The following is a 16,463-nucleotide window of genomic DNA, read 5'->3' as shown; positions in this document are numbered from 1 at the left end:
ATTTAAAGGAGCCTGACAATGTCATTCCATATTCCTGAAGACTATTACTACACAAAAGAACACGAATGGGCTCAAGTTGACGAAAACATCGTAACTGTGGGTATCACAGAGTTCGCACAAGATTCTTTGGGCGAGATCGTTTACGTTGAACTTCCAGAAGAAGGTCAAAAAATCACTCAAGGCCAAACTTTCGGCGTTATTGAGTCTGTAAAAGCGGTTTCTGACCTTTACGCGCCTGTTTCAGGCACTGTAATCGAAGTAAACGCAGCTTTGAGCGACGATCCATCAGTTTTGAATGACGACCCAGTGAACGAAGGTTGGTTGGTTCGTATCGAAATGGATACTGAAAAGGAACTCGCAAACCTTATGAGAGCTCCAGATTACAAAAAATTGATCGCAGAGAAATAATTTTCGTTGATTTAGCGGCAACAGTTCGCTAAATCTTTGTTTCCGCTAAAACGGTGTTGCCCCGCTGGTGAAATTGGCAGACACGCTAGACTTAGGATCTAGTGCGCAAGCGTGGGGGTTCAAGTCCCTCGCGGGGCACCAAATCTTCTCTAAATAATTAAAAATATTGAAGAATCCGCAGACCATCCCCCACAAAAGAGTGGGGTGTGTGGGTGCGTTTTTTGGCGTTTCAGCCACAGTCCTCTTAACCATAACTTTTTTCATTCCGATAGGATGGTTATGGGATACGAAGTCTATAAATCAGGCAAAGACGGTTTTAGGGTTATTGAGGTTACTTATAAGAACGGCACACGCTCTAAGCGCACCGTTAAGAAGGAAGCCTGGGCAGGGCTTGGTTTCAATCAGGACATGAGCCGACAGCAAGCCAAGGAGCATGCTTCTCAATTAAACTCTGAAAGCCTATTCAAGCGCGAGATGAATAAGAAGATCGTCAATATTGGGGATCGTTTGGCTAAAAGAAATTTAATCGAAAGCGTCTTCTTACCCGAACCGCTTGTACAAGCATTTGAAGATCATCTTTTAGAACTTGGATATGACCCCAGCGATAAGCTTAAGGGAAAGATCTACTCTCGTTGGAATACAGTTCAAAAACTAATATCAGATCTTTCAATCTCACCTGAGAAGTATGCGAAGAACTCAATTCAGATTTATCGCTGGATGCAAAAGAATGAATACTCCCCAGATACGGCGAAGAAACTTATCCGCGTTCTTAATCTCTGGGGTGAGTTCGTGCTAGATCGCGAAGAAAAAGTATATGCATCCGTTAAGCCGCCTCATGGTGAATTAAAGCAAGATATTCGCGATACATATATGGATTCAGATTCATATCAAGGTGAAAGCGATCCACTTACTCCCGAAATGTTAAAAAAGATAAAGAAAGACTTAACCGTAGAAGGCAACTACGAGTGGCTCTTCATTTCAATATGGTTTGGCTTGAGACCTAGTGAAGTTGACAGTCTCGTTAATTCCAAAAATTTTGAAGTTAAATACGATCACGAAAATGAAGTTGATGTTCTTTGGGTATATCAGTCGAAACTCGGAAATATCGATCGAGAGAAACGATGGAAGCTCATCCCTATATTGTTCTCAGAACAGGAGACAGCACTTCAGTTTATTGAGGGTAAGAATTTTAAAAGGCCTTTACTAAAAACTCTTCAAAAGCACACATCCGGATACATTACCCTTTATGGTGGTCGCAAAGGCTTCCAAGATCTCATGTGTACAGTTAAAAATAGAACGATATATGAAGTCAGCCAATGGCTAGGTCATCAGTCTATCAATATGACCCTCGCAAGATACAAAAATCGCAAGCGTGTTACTTTAGATAAAAAGGTTGGTTAATTTTCTCTTAGGATCAGCAAAAAAAATGCGCCCAAATATTTGAGCGCGTTTTTAACGACAAATGCTTATGCGATAAGTTTGCTTTTTGCAAACTTAGGCGGAACTAAGGCATTTTCCTTCATCCACTTTAAAGTGCGACTAACAAAACTTCGATCTTGGAATTTGGTTCTCTTCTTCTCATGCCAATTGTAAAAGGCTTCTATTAGCTGATCATCACTTAACTTAATACCCATTTCGTTGGCCTGTGCCAGTAATGAATAAAGAGTTGTTATCACCTCGGCTTTTGTTCCCGAGATATTCTTAAACTCCCGCAAAATCCGATTTGCGAATGCCATTTGCTCGGGTCGCTCTGAAAGCCACTTGTGGAAAGACTTCGCATATCGACCCGCATTTTCCCCAACAACAAGTCTGGCTAACTCTTTATCGCCAACTACTTCCGGTCTAATAGAAAAAATACCATGGCTATCGCCAAGAACCTTAATTCCAGACTTTTTCCCATATATGAAGCTGGAGTCATGCGGACCAGCTGCATCTTTTTTGTAGGAAGTTTTCAGGTCGATTCCAAGAACGGAATCGAGGAGATAAAATATCTTTTGAAACTTTACTAAGCCGAGTCTGTTGTCGTCTCGAAGATTTTCGACGATATAAGACGATATTGCCAATCTTCTACGGACTACATCTTTAAAGTCCATAGGTATAATAGCTGCATCCGTGTTTTCACTCTCTGCAGGCTTTTGTTGAACAATATTTTCAACAAATAGAGAGGACACGAGCTCATCAATTTTTTTCTCTGCAGCTCCTATGATTAGGGACGAGTCATCATCTGAGCTTTCAGAAAAATTCAAATCGTTCTTCTTAAAGATATTTTTAATTCTATCCCAATCTACGCTAGACTTTGCCTTTTCAATTTGGGACTGATTTTCACAGATAACCTTAGCAATACGAGAAATCTCAATTACCCGCTCTTTATTTAAATCATTTGGAACGGGAATTGGTACGCCAGCATTCATTATATATTCGATATTATTAGCACACCACTTAGAATTGTAAACACCAAGAACATAATATAAGGCATTTAATTTGTTCTGTTGGAACACTGCCTGAAAACTTTGAGGCAAAACAACGTCGTCGATACCGCAGAAGTGACCTTCAGCTTCTCCTTCGGCAACGGTCTTGAGCATTAACGGCTTCTCGGATCCGTTGAAAAGTAACATCCTTGGAATGCCACTGTCACCAGAAGGTGTTGTAAAGATAATCTTAACCTTTGGATCGTGGCCTTCTCGCCAACAGGTAATTGGCCCACCACTGATGGTAGATCCATTTTTAGTGATTCTTGGAATCACCAATTTATTTTCGAAGAAAATATAATCCAGTTGATTTGCTCTGAGCCCCCAGCGATTACCAGCATCGATTTTGGAATCGACTGAGATTATCTGCCGAATTTTATCGGAGGACAAAGATACTTTTTTCACAATACAACAAGCCACCAGCATACTAAGATACAAAAGCGTTTGTTTTTTGCTCTTTTCAGATTCCTTGGGTTTAATCAGGCCTAATTCTAAAGCCTCGCTCTTTAGTGCTATTTGAAATTTTGAAAACTTGCCGCCCTCAAAAATATCAAATCCAAGATCTCTTACTTCATCATTTGTGCCATCTACAATTTTAAAGTATTTCTGATCTACGCAACCTTTAACTGTCGCAACAAGTCTCGTTAGGGATTGAATTCTTGTTTTTAAGACAGTAGAATCTTTAGAAATAAAGAAATCATTAAGTCCGGTAACAATTCCTGGACTCTTTTCATTTACCAATCGTAAATTTGCCTTATTTGCGAAGAACGGAATGACGTTGGAAAGCACGACAGAAGAGCTAAAGCTAAAATGATTTTCCAAGGTCGGAATGATTTTTTCTGGCTCTACCTTAAGTTTGCCGGTCATTGCCTGATAGCGCTCATCCAGAGTGCGATCAGTCTTATTTTCATTTAGAGAACGAAAATTGTAGTAATCGATTTCGTACTGAGCATTGTCTAGCACCTTCTGATCTTGAAGCTTTGACATCACAATAATTGATGTAGAAACCTTCACATCGTCAAAAATATTTTTGCCTAAATGATGAATCGAATGAATGCGGTAATTCTTGTATAAATATGCCCGAAGATTTCTATAGGAAGATTTATTCAAATAGGTATCGCTCGTAATTAGTCCAACTACACCATTATCGTTAATATATCTATCGATTGCTCCAAAGAACCATACATAGTCATCGCGAAGCCTATCAGTTGAATGACGGGTCTCAATTAAATGATCCAATAACGTAAAACGCCCTTGCAAACTCTCTAAGCTGCGCGAGCTAGATCCGTTATATGGAGGGTTTGTCACAATTAATGTATATTCCTTATTCTTTTTGTGCTTTTTATTGAGTTCAGTTTCTTGCGTGAGTTGACCTCTTCTGTCTGGATTTTCCTCGATAAGGAGACGTTTTCTCCAATACTCACTCTCAGAGATTTCTAAAGCATCTGTGTTATAGACCTCTAAATTTTTCAACAACGGCCGATCTTCCGACTTTAGCTTTTTTAGAAACTCTAGGAATAAGTTAATTTCGGTGAGGCGCACTGCAAGTGGCGAGATATCAAAAGCGACCAACTTCTCTTGAAGACTTAGTCCCGCGTTATCTAAAAGCTTTCCTACTCCTGTAGTCAGGAACGTCCCCGATCCACATGCGGGATCTAGAAGCTTAACATCATTCCGAGATATATTCTCTTTTTCTAATACATCGAGAACTTTGTCCCAAATAAAATTTACTACCGTTTTTGGAGTATAGTACTGTCCATACTCTCTTCTAGATTCTGCATCAAATCTCTGAGCAAAGGCTTCAAAGAAGCATCCTAGAAAGTCCTCTTCAGTAAATACTTTTCCAGCCTCGGAAACAAACCCCAAGCTCTGAAAAGTCATAAATAAATCCTTAAAGGAACTTGTTCCAAGAACTTCGGAATCCAGTATCCAATCAAAGAGACTGTCTTTCGTTAAAATCTTAGAATATAAACTATGCGAGTTTTTTCTGAGCTTTTTAATTCCTGATACAAATATTTGAGATACAATCTCCGGCTTTTTGCTCTTTACCGATTCATCAAAGAATCGAAGGTCTGCTTCATACAAAGGGAAGGAGTCACTAGAGTAAACCTCGTCTACATATCTTATTAAGAATAGCTTGCTAACAAGATTGTAGACAGTTGCGACGTTAAATAAATCTTTTTCATTTTTAGATCCAAGCTTATCTTGTAACTGCTCATCACTCAGCTCAGGAAATCTAATGGACAAAAACAGTCTAAATGAGTTTGCAACGGATGACTTATCATCTAAGAGAGCTTCGTCAAATCTACTTTGGACAGTCGATAGAATTCCCATGTCCGATAGTAAAATATCCACAATCGACGATGCTGCTCTCTGAATATCTTTCCTGTCCTTGATTTTTACGCAGCCAATATATGAGTCTGATGTCTCTCTCAATAGCGAGTCGAGGGAGCAATTCTTATGCAACCAAGAAGTCAAATTTTTAAAATTGCTTTTTGCCTCTGAGGAAGAACTCAAGTCAACGTCTACACAATGACCCATCAGAATTTTAACGGTCTTTTTAATTTCTGATTTGGAACTAATATTAGTGGACTGTATTGTAGTCTTTATTTCGCGAGTTACCTTCAGAAGAATAAAGCGATTGAAGCAATGTATCCCAAAGCAGCTCAACGTAGTATTCCAAGAAGAAACATATGGAAATATCTTGTCGACGAAGTACTTTTCCAGAACCTTTTCCGCGCTAAGACCTGCAAAGTCCTGCGGCAGCTTTGATTCGAAAAATGCTACGGCTCCCTCAAATTTAGTTGCATCGTTTTCATTAAGAAAAATTGTTATGTCAGGGCGCTTGTTAAAGTGATCGCCTGTATTGAAGACGGGATAAACATTTAGCGATTCCTTGAAGTACGGAAAGATCTCTGCAGTGTAGTGATCCTCGTCAAAAGAAAGTCCTTTTTTTGAAATTGAAGATTTATTAAAAGAATCTAAGAACTTCTGGAGCTGCTGATTATTCATATTGAGATAATTTTAAGCAGGCTAACCAGCGAATTTGAGCATATTTGCAATCTCCAATAAAACCTAGACATTGGGAAAGGTATTTTATCTATCCGCCTCTAGACCTAGTTCTAGTTTATACTCATCAACTAACTGATATTGCTAAGTAGTTCTTTAATTTAGAAGTTCTGCATTTGGGGGGACGGGTTGGGGGCCAGAACAAGATCGCTGAGGCCTCAAGGAGGCCAGCTCTCGTATTCAGCGACGCTTGCTTCAATTAATGCATCTAACTGCTTAAGATCCTCAACCCATCGACTTTTTAGAAACATACCGGTAACTCCATATTTAACCCATCCGATAGTATCTCGAAACTCAATCACTCCGTAAAAGTTCTGCGAGGTATTCCTTCTGAACTTTAATCGAAGCAAGCCATCGTTCTGCTCAACTTGATAGCCTTTGTGGACTAGAACTTTTTCGACTGCTCTAATAGTATTCAACATTTTCACACCTTTTTAATTGGCATTTCATTTTGTGCTTAAAAAATTGTATTCAGTGATTACAGTTTCAAATAATTCGGCAGCATGCTCTTTAGTTACTATCAATCTTGTTTGAAGATAAGGCTTACTTTGGTATTCGGATTGAACTCCAACACCAAAGCCAACCAAAACTGGATATTCACTAAAATTTAGAACTCCAATGAATCTGCAAGTTTCACGTCTCCAGAAAACTAAGCGATCACCCTTAATTTCAATTTCAAAACCAGCATTCTCTAAAACCTCTCGGGCCTTCTGTTTTAAGTCATTCATATAAACTTCCTTTCCTTCCGTAGGATACGGGAGAGATAAATCGTGTTTTGTTCTGAGACGTTATTCGGACTCATTACCATGAGTCGCTTCCGCCTTCGCGCTGGCGGCACAGGCCGCGCGCTTGGCAGAAGCCTTGTCGAAGTAGTCATCCGGTAGCCAGCATACAAAATCACCTGCCTGTGACTCTTTTAAATTCAGGTAGGCCCTGGAGGCGTACATTGGCGTACCACTGAACATTCCGCTGATTGGGTTATTTAAGCCGAGAGCATCCCATAGGTGGTCAAATGCTTGTTCTGGAGATAGACCCCATTTTCGGACCTTATTGGCAATAAATGAAAATGATCTCGAAAGATCGTCAAACTTTCGATTTGATCGCTCGTATTCATATCGATCAACCCTTTGATATCGGCTATTAAGTGGATCTAGCGTTTTCCATAGCTCATCAGTTTCGCCATATTCGTCGACCATTCTATTTTGTGAGAGAAAGTGACTCAGAACGTTCGAACGAAACTCATCTTCATTCATTTTCAGCTTCATTAGTTGATCGGCATAGTTGCAAAAATCAGCTCTTAGTTCAAACTCAACCCGCGAAACTATATCCCCAGCATATAACGCCAAAAATTCGTGATCTTTTTTCTTGGCGACAAATTTTCCAACGAGATGCTGAGCTCTTTTTACCCGATCATAAATGCGAATTTTGTAGTGCCTATGGGAAACATAGATAGTTTCCGGAGGGTTACCAAAGATTGCAGTTTTAAGACTCTTGCTGTGAACAAATCTTTTTGGATCAACCTTCTCCACCGGAAGTATTGTTCCTACTGAAATGCCAATGAAGTCGATGGCAAGGTCACATCTCCTAATTCGTGGTGCGCAGTTCGCAAGTCGAAGCCATTCATAACACTCCTGAACTTTGGAAAAGCTTGTTGCATCGCCAAAAAAAGATCCTTCAAACTGAATTTGGATAGTTGCTGCATTTGTGAAGTGGATAATTGCTATATTTGAACGTGACGACACCTGAAATATATCGAAGGCATTCGGTCGTTTCTCTATAGTTCCCGAAAACACTTTCTGAATCATCTCCGTTAGAACATTAATGTACTCTTCCTTAAGACTGATGCTCATAAAATCAATGCGAAGAGGTTGCTGTTGCGTTTGCATAACTACCCCCTCAAATCCCAATAAACTTGAATTTTGCGAATCCCAAAGCTATCTCGAAGAAAGAATACTCCCGGCTTTAAAGTTGGATCACAGGCTTCCTCCGAATCAATTAACTCAGTAGAGATTGCCTTTGTGTCAACTCTTCCGACCAGAAGGATGCCATCTTTTACGGAGCCCAGCTGCAACTCATCGCTGCGACCTTTTTGAGTACAAATCATAACGATAATTCCATAGGCTCTTCCCTGTCTTATAAGCGCTCTAGTTTTGGAAATGATTCTTAAAATTTGTTCTTTATGTTCTCGATCCCAGTAGCCAACATTCAGAAGGATATTCGCTTCATCGAAGCAGACGACCAGTTTGCTCAGCCCTAGTTCTTTGACATGTTTGATACCTTCGCCTAGCTTACTCTTCCTAATTTCTAATTCTCGCGCCACTTCATTTAAAACTTCTTCAATAGAATCCAAGTTTTTAGAGTCGGACGAATCGACGACCGGAAGTTCTGGGAAATCAAAAGGCTTGGTAGAAATCACAAATTTTTGATCAAATTGCTTTAAGACTAGGTTGGCGCACTGAGTTTTTCCAGATCCGGCTTCACCACAAAGATAGAGAAGAGAGATATTACTGATATCTATCGACACCTGCCTTTTTAGACCGTCTTGTCCAATCAACAGCATCCAAGGGTTATCATTGCTCATTTTTTGGGGAAATGCTTTGGCTGGAAACCTCTCAGCTACTATATGAAAAATGGATTGAATAAAAAACCATCTTGGCCAATTTCTTTCGACAGCAATGACAAAAGGCTGACCAAATTTATCTTTGAGCCAAGGAAACTTAGCTCGAATACTGGAAACACTAGTTTCTCTGTTAAAACGAAGCAGATAGATATCTTTGTAGAATCTTAAAGCCCACAAAGCACCAGTTTCTTTATCCGCGAAACCACTAGCTCTCAAATCTTTGCGACGAGCTCTCCAGTTAGCAACAACCAGGATAATTGCGACGACCAAGACAACCGCAAGCGCCCCACCTAAAAACGAATATTTCTTAGTAACAACAAATTTCCAAGCTAACTTAACCAATTTTTCTAAATCTAATGTTTTCATAAAATTCTCCATTAAAATGGGAGGGCGGCAAAGTTTCCCGATTATTTGATTTGTTTGCGAATGCGAATTGAGAAGTCAGCAAAACGACCACTTGGGTATGCGGTTACATACACTTGGAAAGTCCCTTTACCTTTCTTGTCTAACGCAACGTCTGACTTGAGATCTTTTGTCGCCATGATGATCACGGCTTTACCACTTTCATCAATGTCAGGTACAGGAACTGCAACTTTTGCAAAGTACTCCGGCTCGCCTGACTCTGTCTGTCTCTGTCCGGACTCAATAATATCGAGCTCAGAAACTAGCGGAATGCGATGACTGTCTACTTTAACTTTTCGTTTCATTTGATACCTCCGTATCTAGGGATTTGCCGCCCCCATATTTATTAAATGTTCGCCAATCGTTTTTTCGCGAAATTTTCTTGTTCGTTAGAAGAACTGAAAGTTCGCTCCTACTGTTGGATACGGAAGTGCTCATTCCCTTTAACACGTTGAATAAGCCTTACTGGTCGTATCTTCCGTAGGATACGGAACCTTCAAAAACGACTGATTTCTCTTTAATTTGGAATTGGCGTGATCACGCCGTCTCAGAACAAAACAAAAAGCTCACTCCCGTATCCACAGGTAAGGACACAGGAATTCATTGACTTTTCTATGGGAAAATTAGATTGTGTGGGTGGTTAAGTGGCCTCGCGGGGCACCAAATCTAAAAATAAAAAAAGCGACCCAAAGTGGTCGCTTTTTTTATTTTTACCTTAGTATCCACGAGCGGGCTGGAACTCAGAACTTTGGGGGTTCCAAAAAATAGCAGGATGCTATTTTTTCGATGATCGCTTTGCGATCACGCCGAAGGCGCAAGGGCCACTATGGCCCGCAGTCGCACTCCCTCGCGGGGCACCTATGACTTGAAGCGGCCTCGATGGCCGATTCAAGTCACCGACGTTTCTGTTTTACCAGTATCAGAGTTAATTTTTGCGAACGAAGCACCAGGCACACCACCGTCCGTCATTTTTACGTTATTAGCCCCAGCCGTACCTGACGCCACAAAACGCAGACCCATAGTTTGAAGGTCATCTTTGCATTTAAAAACCAAGAGCACTTGCCAATATCTTCTTATTTTCTGATTCTCCTCGACCTTGATCCGTGCTGTGCTTCCTGTTTCATTCCGATAAGAAATGGATGAATAAGAAACAATTCCAATACTTATCTATTTTTGCTGTTTTGTTTTTCTCGTTTTATTTTTTAGGCAGAAAAGCCAAAACTGTTTCTTTGCCGGAAGTGACTTCGGTTGTGCAAGATTCTGCTGTTTCAAATGAGGCGCATGAAACCGCTTCGCCAAGTGAGCCGCAGAAAAAATCTTTGATTGGATTTATCAAACCTGGCACAGCACCTTCATTTCGCTCACTTATTGATGTTGTAACCAGCACGCACGGTGCGCCACTTTATCGTCAGCTCTTCGGTGGAAAAGCACTGGCACAGTTGCAGCCCGCTGATGTTCAGAAATTGCAGAGTTTATTCACGCAGGCTTATCCGCAGACGCGTGCGCAATATCAGGCTGTGATTGCTGATCGCGTGGGAATTTTGAAAGCGCTTGAAGAACAGATACCAGCGAAGCGTTCACCCAGCGCCACTCTTGCCCCACAGCTTAAAAGTTTTTATCAGACGGTTTTAGATAACAAAGACGAAAACTGGTTGGTAAAACGTCAGGCGTTTAAAAATGTAAAATCATTTCTGACGACTTCCGAGCGCGAGAACTATTATTCGCGCTTAGATTCGCGTGTTGTCGCTCTGGCTTCGCAGTCGGAAGCAGAACTTCTGCAAGCCGTGGTGCATGATGCGAAGTAAGCTTTACAAGTTTTCATTTCTATTCATCGCGTGTGTGCTGGGTTTTTCGTGGGGATATTTTTCTCCGTGTGATTTTACTCAGAGCAAAGCGGAATTTAGCTCCGAAGCTCCGTCTCAAGACCCGGTGTCATTTGCGACTTTGCCCTGCCCGACGGAAGAACAATATCAGGCGATGGCAAAACAAGTTCATCTGATAATTCCTGAAGGTCCACTAACGTGTGATCAATCCTACCGAGCGATCTTAGGTAAAGCTTTGCTATACATGAGTAAGCTTAAGATGAGTGCGCCAAAAAATTGGCTGCCCGATGTGCAAAAAGATTTTGCCGACAATTTGGAATACGTTGGCAAAAATGTTGTGAGCATCGAAAACGATCTGACACAAAAAAGTTCCATTGCTTACAACAACACTGTGGAAAAGAAAATCTACATCGGTGGATATTTCTTCGGCATGGATCCGCTTTCAGCCATTTCGACGATCATTCACGAGTCACGTCACTCAGTCCAAACAGCACAGAAACACGTTCTATGCCGAGGTGGAGACATTCCGCGCAGTGATGGCGGTTGTGATCAAAGTTTCGACGTCAGTGCCACCAGTGCTGGTGCCTACGCTTACGAAGTTTTGTGGAATGCAGGCATGGCCCTTTATGGTGTGAATCTATCACAAGCTGAAAGAGAATATCTTTCAACATGGGCGTTAGTTTATTTAGTAGGTCGCTTCAATGAAATCCCAGCTGCCCTTGCGAAGAAAGAAGACGTGCTTGCGGTCCTTGATCATAATCACGATATCATCATTATCGCGCCTGAAACTGGCGTTAGCAAAAAGCTTTCGCTCAAATATTCTTACCCTCATGAATACGCGACACGCATTGAATTCGCGTTCCGCAATAGCGGCATCATGATCTACACAAATCTAGGCCACCTGTATTCATGGAGTACCTTCGCGGGACTTCAGTTCTATAACGACAGTCTCATTCCGCGCGATATGTTTGTGATGGATGCCGCCCGCGTAGGAATGCCGGGACAGGCAAATCGCACTTATTTCTCGGTACAAACTTCAGAAAAAACATATTTAGCAGCAAAACTTCTAGACGGTGCAACAACCCTGAAACTGGTTAAATTCGTACCTGATCACGATCAACAAACAGCTCCGGATTTTTCGCGTTACTTCTTAGCGCAATTTGGTGATGTGGTGTTTTTGACAACGACGGGGGAACTTTATCTGATGTCGCAAGATACAGTGCCACTGTCCTTTTATAAAAAACCAGATGGCCTGCAAGATCCGCAAGGCTGGGTCCATGGTACTGGTGGCGTCGTTTACGAAGATCTTTATCTTTTAAATAAATCAGGAGAGCTTAAAACAGCGAGCTCTCAATTTGAAGAGATTGACGACTATCACTCAGTGACGACGTACACTCTTAAAAACAAAGATTTTCCAATTCAAGGAAGAGGCAGCAAATATTTCCAAGGGTTGAAATACGAAGCTTTGATGAACGATGCAGGTACGATCTTTTATCGCACTTACGGCAATGCTGATTCCAAACAAATCAGCATCCCCGGTGCCGTCGACTTTACAATTCTGCATGCGCCGACTGTTAGCTCAAAAGTGATGCCGAAATAATTATCGTTCAATGTTGTAAACTGATAAGCGATTTCGTTTCTTGGTTCGTGTCCTTGAGACGTGCATTCATAAACGCGAGCGCACGTTGTAAAGCTTGCTTGCCAGCATCACTATCCAGGTCAAATTGATATTCATGTTTAAGTTTGGGCGAATATTCCGCCTCAAAGAACAGCATGTCGTGACGAACTCCTAAAGATTCAGCTTTGCGAACAAGGGACAACGACTGCGGCATCACTGTATCACCATTTCCGACCGTCACAAAAAACGGAGGAAAATCGTGAGTCATGTGATCGACAACTGAAAACTCTTTAAAGCCGCTGGTGTTTTGAAAGTCTTTCTTACCAAAATACGACCACATCATCGCCTTGATATAACTTCCCCAGCCACCCTTCACGTCAACGATTGCAGGATCATAAATTCCACAATACAAAAGCAAACCCAAGACATTTTCTCGCTTCATCGTCGGAGCAAGTCCAATGGCCCTTGCGTATTCAGGTGATGACAAGATATTCGCAACTTGTGCCGTGATTTGCGCCCCTGCCGAATCCCCGGCTAAAAATATTTTCTTGGGATCAATCTTGAAAGCAGCTGCATGACGATTCAAATAACTAAGGGCCTTTAAAGCCTGGCGCACAGGTGTTGGATATCGTGCCCCGGGCGCCACCGAATAATCGATCGCCACAACCGTAAAACCCTTTGAAGCTAGAATCTTTGCGTAGTTGCGCACTTGTGACTTATTCCCCGACACCCAACCACCACCATGGGTCCACACAATCGTCGGCAAACCATGATTGAACTTTTCCAAATCGACTGACGAGAAAATATCTAACAGCGCTTCTTTATCCGTCGCATCGTAAGGCACATCCAATCTTTCGCTGATATGCTCAGGCACATGGCCTTCCATCTTGTGTGAAGCGACCGTAGCACCAACATTAAAAACCAAACGCACCAGCATCGATTTTGCGAACGGAGAAAAATAAGAAGAAACCTGAATAACGACGATCGCGAGAATTAAAACAACTGACACAGTTAAGAAGAACTTACGCATGAAACTCTCCTCGATGGCCCACAAAACTATATAGTTTATGTTAATCATCTACATAAAAAACTAATACTATTCTTTATCAGCTCTGCCGTTTATTTCTTAATACATCAACAACGCTTTCAAATTTATTTGAAATCAAAAACACAAAACGAAAGAGAGATTTATATGAACACATTCAAAGCAAAAGACGGTGCGACACTTTATTATAAAGACTGGGGCAAAGGACAACCAATTGTATTTAGTCATGGTTGGCCATTGAGCTCTGATGCATGGGAAGATCAAATGATGTTCTTGGCATCGAGTGGTTACCGTGTGATTGCACACGACCGTCGTGGTCATGGTCGTTCTGAACAAACATGGGAAGGTAACAACATGGATCAATACGCTGATGACTTGGCGACATTGATCGAAACTTTAAATCTACAAGACGCGATTCTGGTAGGTCACTCGACAGGTGGCGGTGAAGTGGCGCGCTATATCGGCCGTCACGGAACAAATCGTGTCGCAGGTGCCGTACTCGTCGGCGCCGTCACACCTTTGATGTTAAAAACCGAAGACAATCCAAAAGGCGTACCTATGGAAGTTTTCGATGGCATTCGTGAAGGTGTACAAAAAGATCGCGCGCAACTTTTTAAAGACTTTCCTGAAAAGTTTTACGGTGCAAATCGCCTACTTAAATCAGTCAGCGAAGGCGTGAAAGAGTCTTTCTATTTGCAAGGCATGCAAGGAAGTCTAAAAGCGCACTATGACTGTGTAAAACAATTCTCTGAAACAGACTTCCGCGATGATCTTCGTAAGTTTGATATGCCGACATTGGTCCTTCACGGAGATGACGATCAAATCGTCCCTATCGAAGTGACAGCGAAACGTGTTCCCGAATTCGTAAAACAGGCGGAACTTATTATTGTAAAAGGCGGCAGCCACGGCATGCCAACGACTCACAAAGATGAAATCAACAAAGAGTTGCTTTCATTCGCACAGAAAAATGCAAAACGCACAGTTTCGCGCGCCCAAGACAGAACTATGTAATTAGAAAAGGCGGCCTTTCAAAAGGTCGCCTTCCTTTGCACTAAGGAAAAAACTCCTTCATCAGAATTATGTAAAGAGTTTGGAATAAGCAGAAAAACAAATTTAGAAGTATTCCTTGAGTTCCCGCAAACCCATTCATCAATTCAAAACACTTTCAACAAACTCCGCGCTTCGTTCTTCCCAACTTGGCTTTGTGTTTTCAAAATCGAACTCACACAAACCAATAGGAGGTTTCTAATGAAGTTTTACGTATGCAGTCTTCTTGCGAGTGCGGCTATTGCAATGCCAGCGTTTGCCGCTCCAACATCAGTGGTGGCTGAAGAACAAGACAACAGCTCTGAAGTAGCTTTAGCATTCTCTGAAGGCACTTTGTTTAATCCACTTGCAGCTCCAGATGTCTGCAAAACGGTAAATTTGGATGACACTCAGAAAGCATCTTTGAAACAAGCGTACTACGAGTTCGCAAAACAAAAGAATACGCTTTCAGCAGAAGTTAAAAATGCGATGCTCGATGTGCTTCACACCTTCATGGATACAGCATCAACAAAAGACGATGCGAACAACAGTCTGACTGCTGCCAAAACGGCAATGGGCAATTTAGGTGACGCCGTTGGTACCCTTCAAGTTAAAATTTTCTATGATATTTTAAAACCAGAACAAAGAGAGCCTGCATTCAAATGTGCCATGGCTTGGGCAAAAATGAAAAAGGCACAAAAACTTAAAGAAATTTGTGCGGGTATGGGTCAACCAAAACCACCACAAAAACCAAATTCAAATCCAGCGCCATAAGCCTGGGATCAGACCAGAAGCCGCCGCTCATTTTGTAGAGCTGCGGCTTTTTTATTCGTTCATTGCTTTAAGAGCTAAGGGAGCAGAACCCTTTAAGAACTCAAAACTTTTTGTCGCTTTGAATTGCGATGTCACGTCACCTATCAAATCAAAGTTTTTAACTAGCGTGATCTTCTTAACCTCGCTGCCTTTTTTAAAATCAAGTTTCGGTAGTTGCACCCACACTATGTTGGGACTTAGTGTGTTCTCGTAAAAATATATACCTCTTGTTAAATCAGCAACGGTACGCCAGCGTGTTGTGGAAATATAAGGCCGCACCGGATCTGGCTTGCCAAAAGGTTGTGAAACATTTCGCAACACACTTAAAACTCCAGCCACGGATTCTCTATAGTCTGCGGGTGTTGGCAATTGTTGTGAATAATAAGCAGCTCGCACAAAGCGATCGGCAGCGGCAGTGGTTCCTGGCAAATCTTTATCACCTCCGAAACCTTTATAACGTTTCAGAGAATCCAATTGCTGATCAAACGGAGGAGAGTTCGTCATCACTGTGTATTTGCGATCGTGATACACCTTCCGCTGTGTATCGATGTATTCGATAATCGCGGTATCACCCGTTTTGTCCGAAATTGAAAGGTGAACATGGCCAGAACGCGGTCCCATTGCGGTGTTCACCGATGCCGTGACGACTTGAAACTGTTTATCATACATGGCTTCGATCGCTTCGTTCACCGTCGCAAAGTTATCCAAGAAATATTGCGCCCACAGACTGACGGACAAACCTGGTAAATTCGCATCGCGGGGACCGAAATCACTTTCAGTCAGATACAAAATATTCGCGGTCAATCCCTTCTCGTTAGTTCCATCAGCGGTGCCGATGTCGTACATCGAGATAACGACGCTGCCATATTTTGAAGTCCACTTCAGTGGATTCGTTTCGACTCGACCATCACGAGCAATGCCTCGTGGGAATAGCCACATGTTAGAGCCGGTCTCTTCCGACCAATCCATATTGCGCCCAACAATGACATCTTGATTTTTATGATCCCACATCACGCGTGTGCACGGAATGGCAGGAATTGCGATAAAAAGACTTAAAAAAATGGAAAGTGTTTTCATACTTTAAGGCTAATAAGTCTTAAAGTTTCCGTCGACCAGACTTGGTTTAATACAAAATGCGAATGTACAAAAAATAAAAGGAGCTTCCTCCAAG

15 protein-coding genes and 1 tRNA gene are annotated in these 16,463 nt (G+C 41.8%); 7 read left to right on the top strand and 9 right to left on the bottom strand.

Annotated elements, in window-relative coordinates:
• Positions 1–18 precede the first annotated feature (18 nt).
• From gcvH to DOE51_RS03405, 3 genes are all read left to right on the top strand, one after another.
• Positions 19–408: a glycine cleavage system protein GcvH gene (gene gcvH, locus DOE51_RS03415; protein ID WP_142695187.1), complete on the top strand. Its 390-nt coding sequence runs from the start codon at positions 19–21 to the stop codon at positions 406–408.
• A 58-nt stretch (positions 409–466) separates the two neighbouring features.
• A tRNA-Leu gene (locus tag DOE51_RS03410) sits at positions 467–549 on the top strand.
• A 138-nt stretch (positions 550–687) separates the two neighbouring features.
• On the top strand, positions 688–1,809 hold the full coding sequence (locus DOE51_RS03405; protein WP_142695186.1) for a hypothetical protein: 1,122 nt from the start codon (positions 688–690) through the stop codon (positions 1,807–1,809).
• Positions 1,810–1,874: 65 nt separating this feature from the next.
• Here the strand turns inward: DOE51_RS03405 and DOE51_RS03400 are convergent, their stop codons facing one another.
• The 7 genes from DOE51_RS03400 to DOE51_RS19350 form a co-directional block, all read right to left on the bottom strand.
• Entirely contained in the window at positions 1,875–5,888 is a 4,014-nt protein-coding gene (locus DOE51_RS03400; protein ID WP_142695185.1) for a class I SAM-dependent DNA methyltransferase, read from the bottom strand.
• A gap of 215 nt (positions 5,889–6,103) precedes the next feature.
• Positions 6,104–6,367, bottom strand: a complete 264-nt coding sequence (locus DOE51_RS03395) for a hypothetical protein (protein ID WP_142695184.1) — start codon at positions 6,365–6,367, stop codon at positions 6,104–6,106.
• Between the two features lie 24 nt (positions 6,368–6,391).
• Positions 6,392–6,673 carry a hypothetical protein gene (locus DOE51_RS03390; RefSeq protein ID WP_142695183.1) on the bottom strand — a complete coding sequence of 94 codons (282 nt, stop codon included), beginning with the start codon at positions 6,671–6,673 and terminating at the stop codon, positions 6,392–6,394.
• Between the two features lie 60 nt (positions 6,674–6,733).
• On the bottom strand, positions 6,734–7,831 hold the full coding sequence (locus DOE51_RS03385; protein WP_142695182.1) for a hypothetical protein: 1,098 nt from the start codon (positions 7,829–7,831) through the stop codon (positions 6,734–6,736).
• A 2-nt stretch (positions 7,832–7,833) separates the two neighbouring features.
• Positions 7,834–8,931: an ATP-binding protein gene (locus tag DOE51_RS03380; RefSeq protein WP_168196385.1), complete on the bottom strand. Its 1,098-nt coding sequence runs from the start codon at positions 8,929–8,931 to the stop codon at positions 7,834–7,836.
• Positions 8,932–8,972: 41 nt separating this feature from the next.
• Positions 8,973–9,272, bottom strand: a complete 300-nt coding sequence (locus tag DOE51_RS03375) for a hypothetical protein (RefSeq protein WP_142695180.1) — start codon at positions 9,270–9,272, stop codon at positions 8,973–8,975.
• 583 nt (positions 9,273–9,855) lie between these two features.
• Positions 9,856–9,987 (bottom strand): hypothetical protein, encoded by a 132-nt coding sequence (locus tag DOE51_RS19350; RefSeq protein WP_256373175.1) that lies wholly within the window; start codon positions 9,985–9,987, stop codon positions 9,856–9,858.
• A gap of 119 nt (positions 9,988–10,106) precedes the next feature.
• On the opposite strand from DOE51_RS19350, the gene DOE51_RS03370 reads away from it, so the two are divergent.
• Both DOE51_RS03370 and DOE51_RS03365 read left to right on the top strand, forming a co-directional pair.
• Positions 10,107–10,772 carry a hypothetical protein gene (locus DOE51_RS03370; RefSeq protein ID WP_142695179.1) on the top strand — a complete coding sequence of 222 codons (666 nt, stop codon included), beginning with the start codon at positions 10,107–10,109 and terminating at the stop codon, positions 10,770–10,772.
• On the top strand, positions 10,759–12,390 hold the full coding sequence (locus DOE51_RS03365) for a hypothetical protein (protein WP_142695178.1): 1,632 nt from the start codon (positions 10,759–10,761) through the stop codon (positions 12,388–12,390). Before DOE51_RS03370 ends, DOE51_RS03365 begins: the two co-directional genes overlap by 14 nt.
• Positions 12,391–12,397: 7 nt before the next feature.
• On the opposite strand, the gene DOE51_RS03360 is transcribed toward DOE51_RS03365, so the two are convergent.
• Positions 12,398–13,438: an alpha/beta hydrolase gene (locus DOE51_RS03360; protein WP_168196384.1), complete on the bottom strand. Its 1,041-nt coding sequence runs from the start codon at positions 13,436–13,438 to the stop codon at positions 12,398–12,400.
• A 162-nt stretch (positions 13,439–13,600) separates the two neighbouring features.
• On the opposite strand from DOE51_RS03360, the gene DOE51_RS03355 reads away from it, so the two are divergent.
• Both DOE51_RS03355 and DOE51_RS03350 read left to right on the top strand, forming a co-directional pair.
• A complete protein-coding gene (locus DOE51_RS03355) occupies positions 13,601–14,464 on the top strand; it encodes an alpha/beta fold hydrolase (protein ID WP_142695176.1) in 864 nt (287 codons plus the stop codon).
• Between the two features lie 237 nt (positions 14,465–14,701).
• Entirely contained in the window at positions 14,702–15,253 is a 552-nt protein-coding gene (locus DOE51_RS03350; RefSeq protein ID WP_142695175.1) for a hypothetical protein, read from the top strand.
• A gap of 51 nt (positions 15,254–15,304) precedes the next feature.
• Here the strand turns inward: DOE51_RS03350 and DOE51_RS03345 are convergent, their stop codons facing one another.
• The gene (locus DOE51_RS03345; RefSeq protein WP_142695174.1) at positions 15,305–16,369 is read right to left on the bottom strand and encodes a linear amide C-N hydrolase; all 1,065 of its coding nucleotides are present in this window, start codon (positions 16,367–16,369) and stop codon (positions 15,305–15,307) included.
• Positions 16,370–16,463 lie beyond the last annotated feature (94 nt).

Source organism: Bdellovibrio sp. NC01 (assembly GCF_006874625.1).
Classification (GTDB): Bacteria; Bdellovibrionota; Bdellovibrionia; order Bdellovibrionales; family Bdellovibrionaceae; genus Bdellovibrio.
Note: the sequence above shows the minus strand (reverse complement) of the source record. Positions and strands in the feature narration are given on the sequence as shown.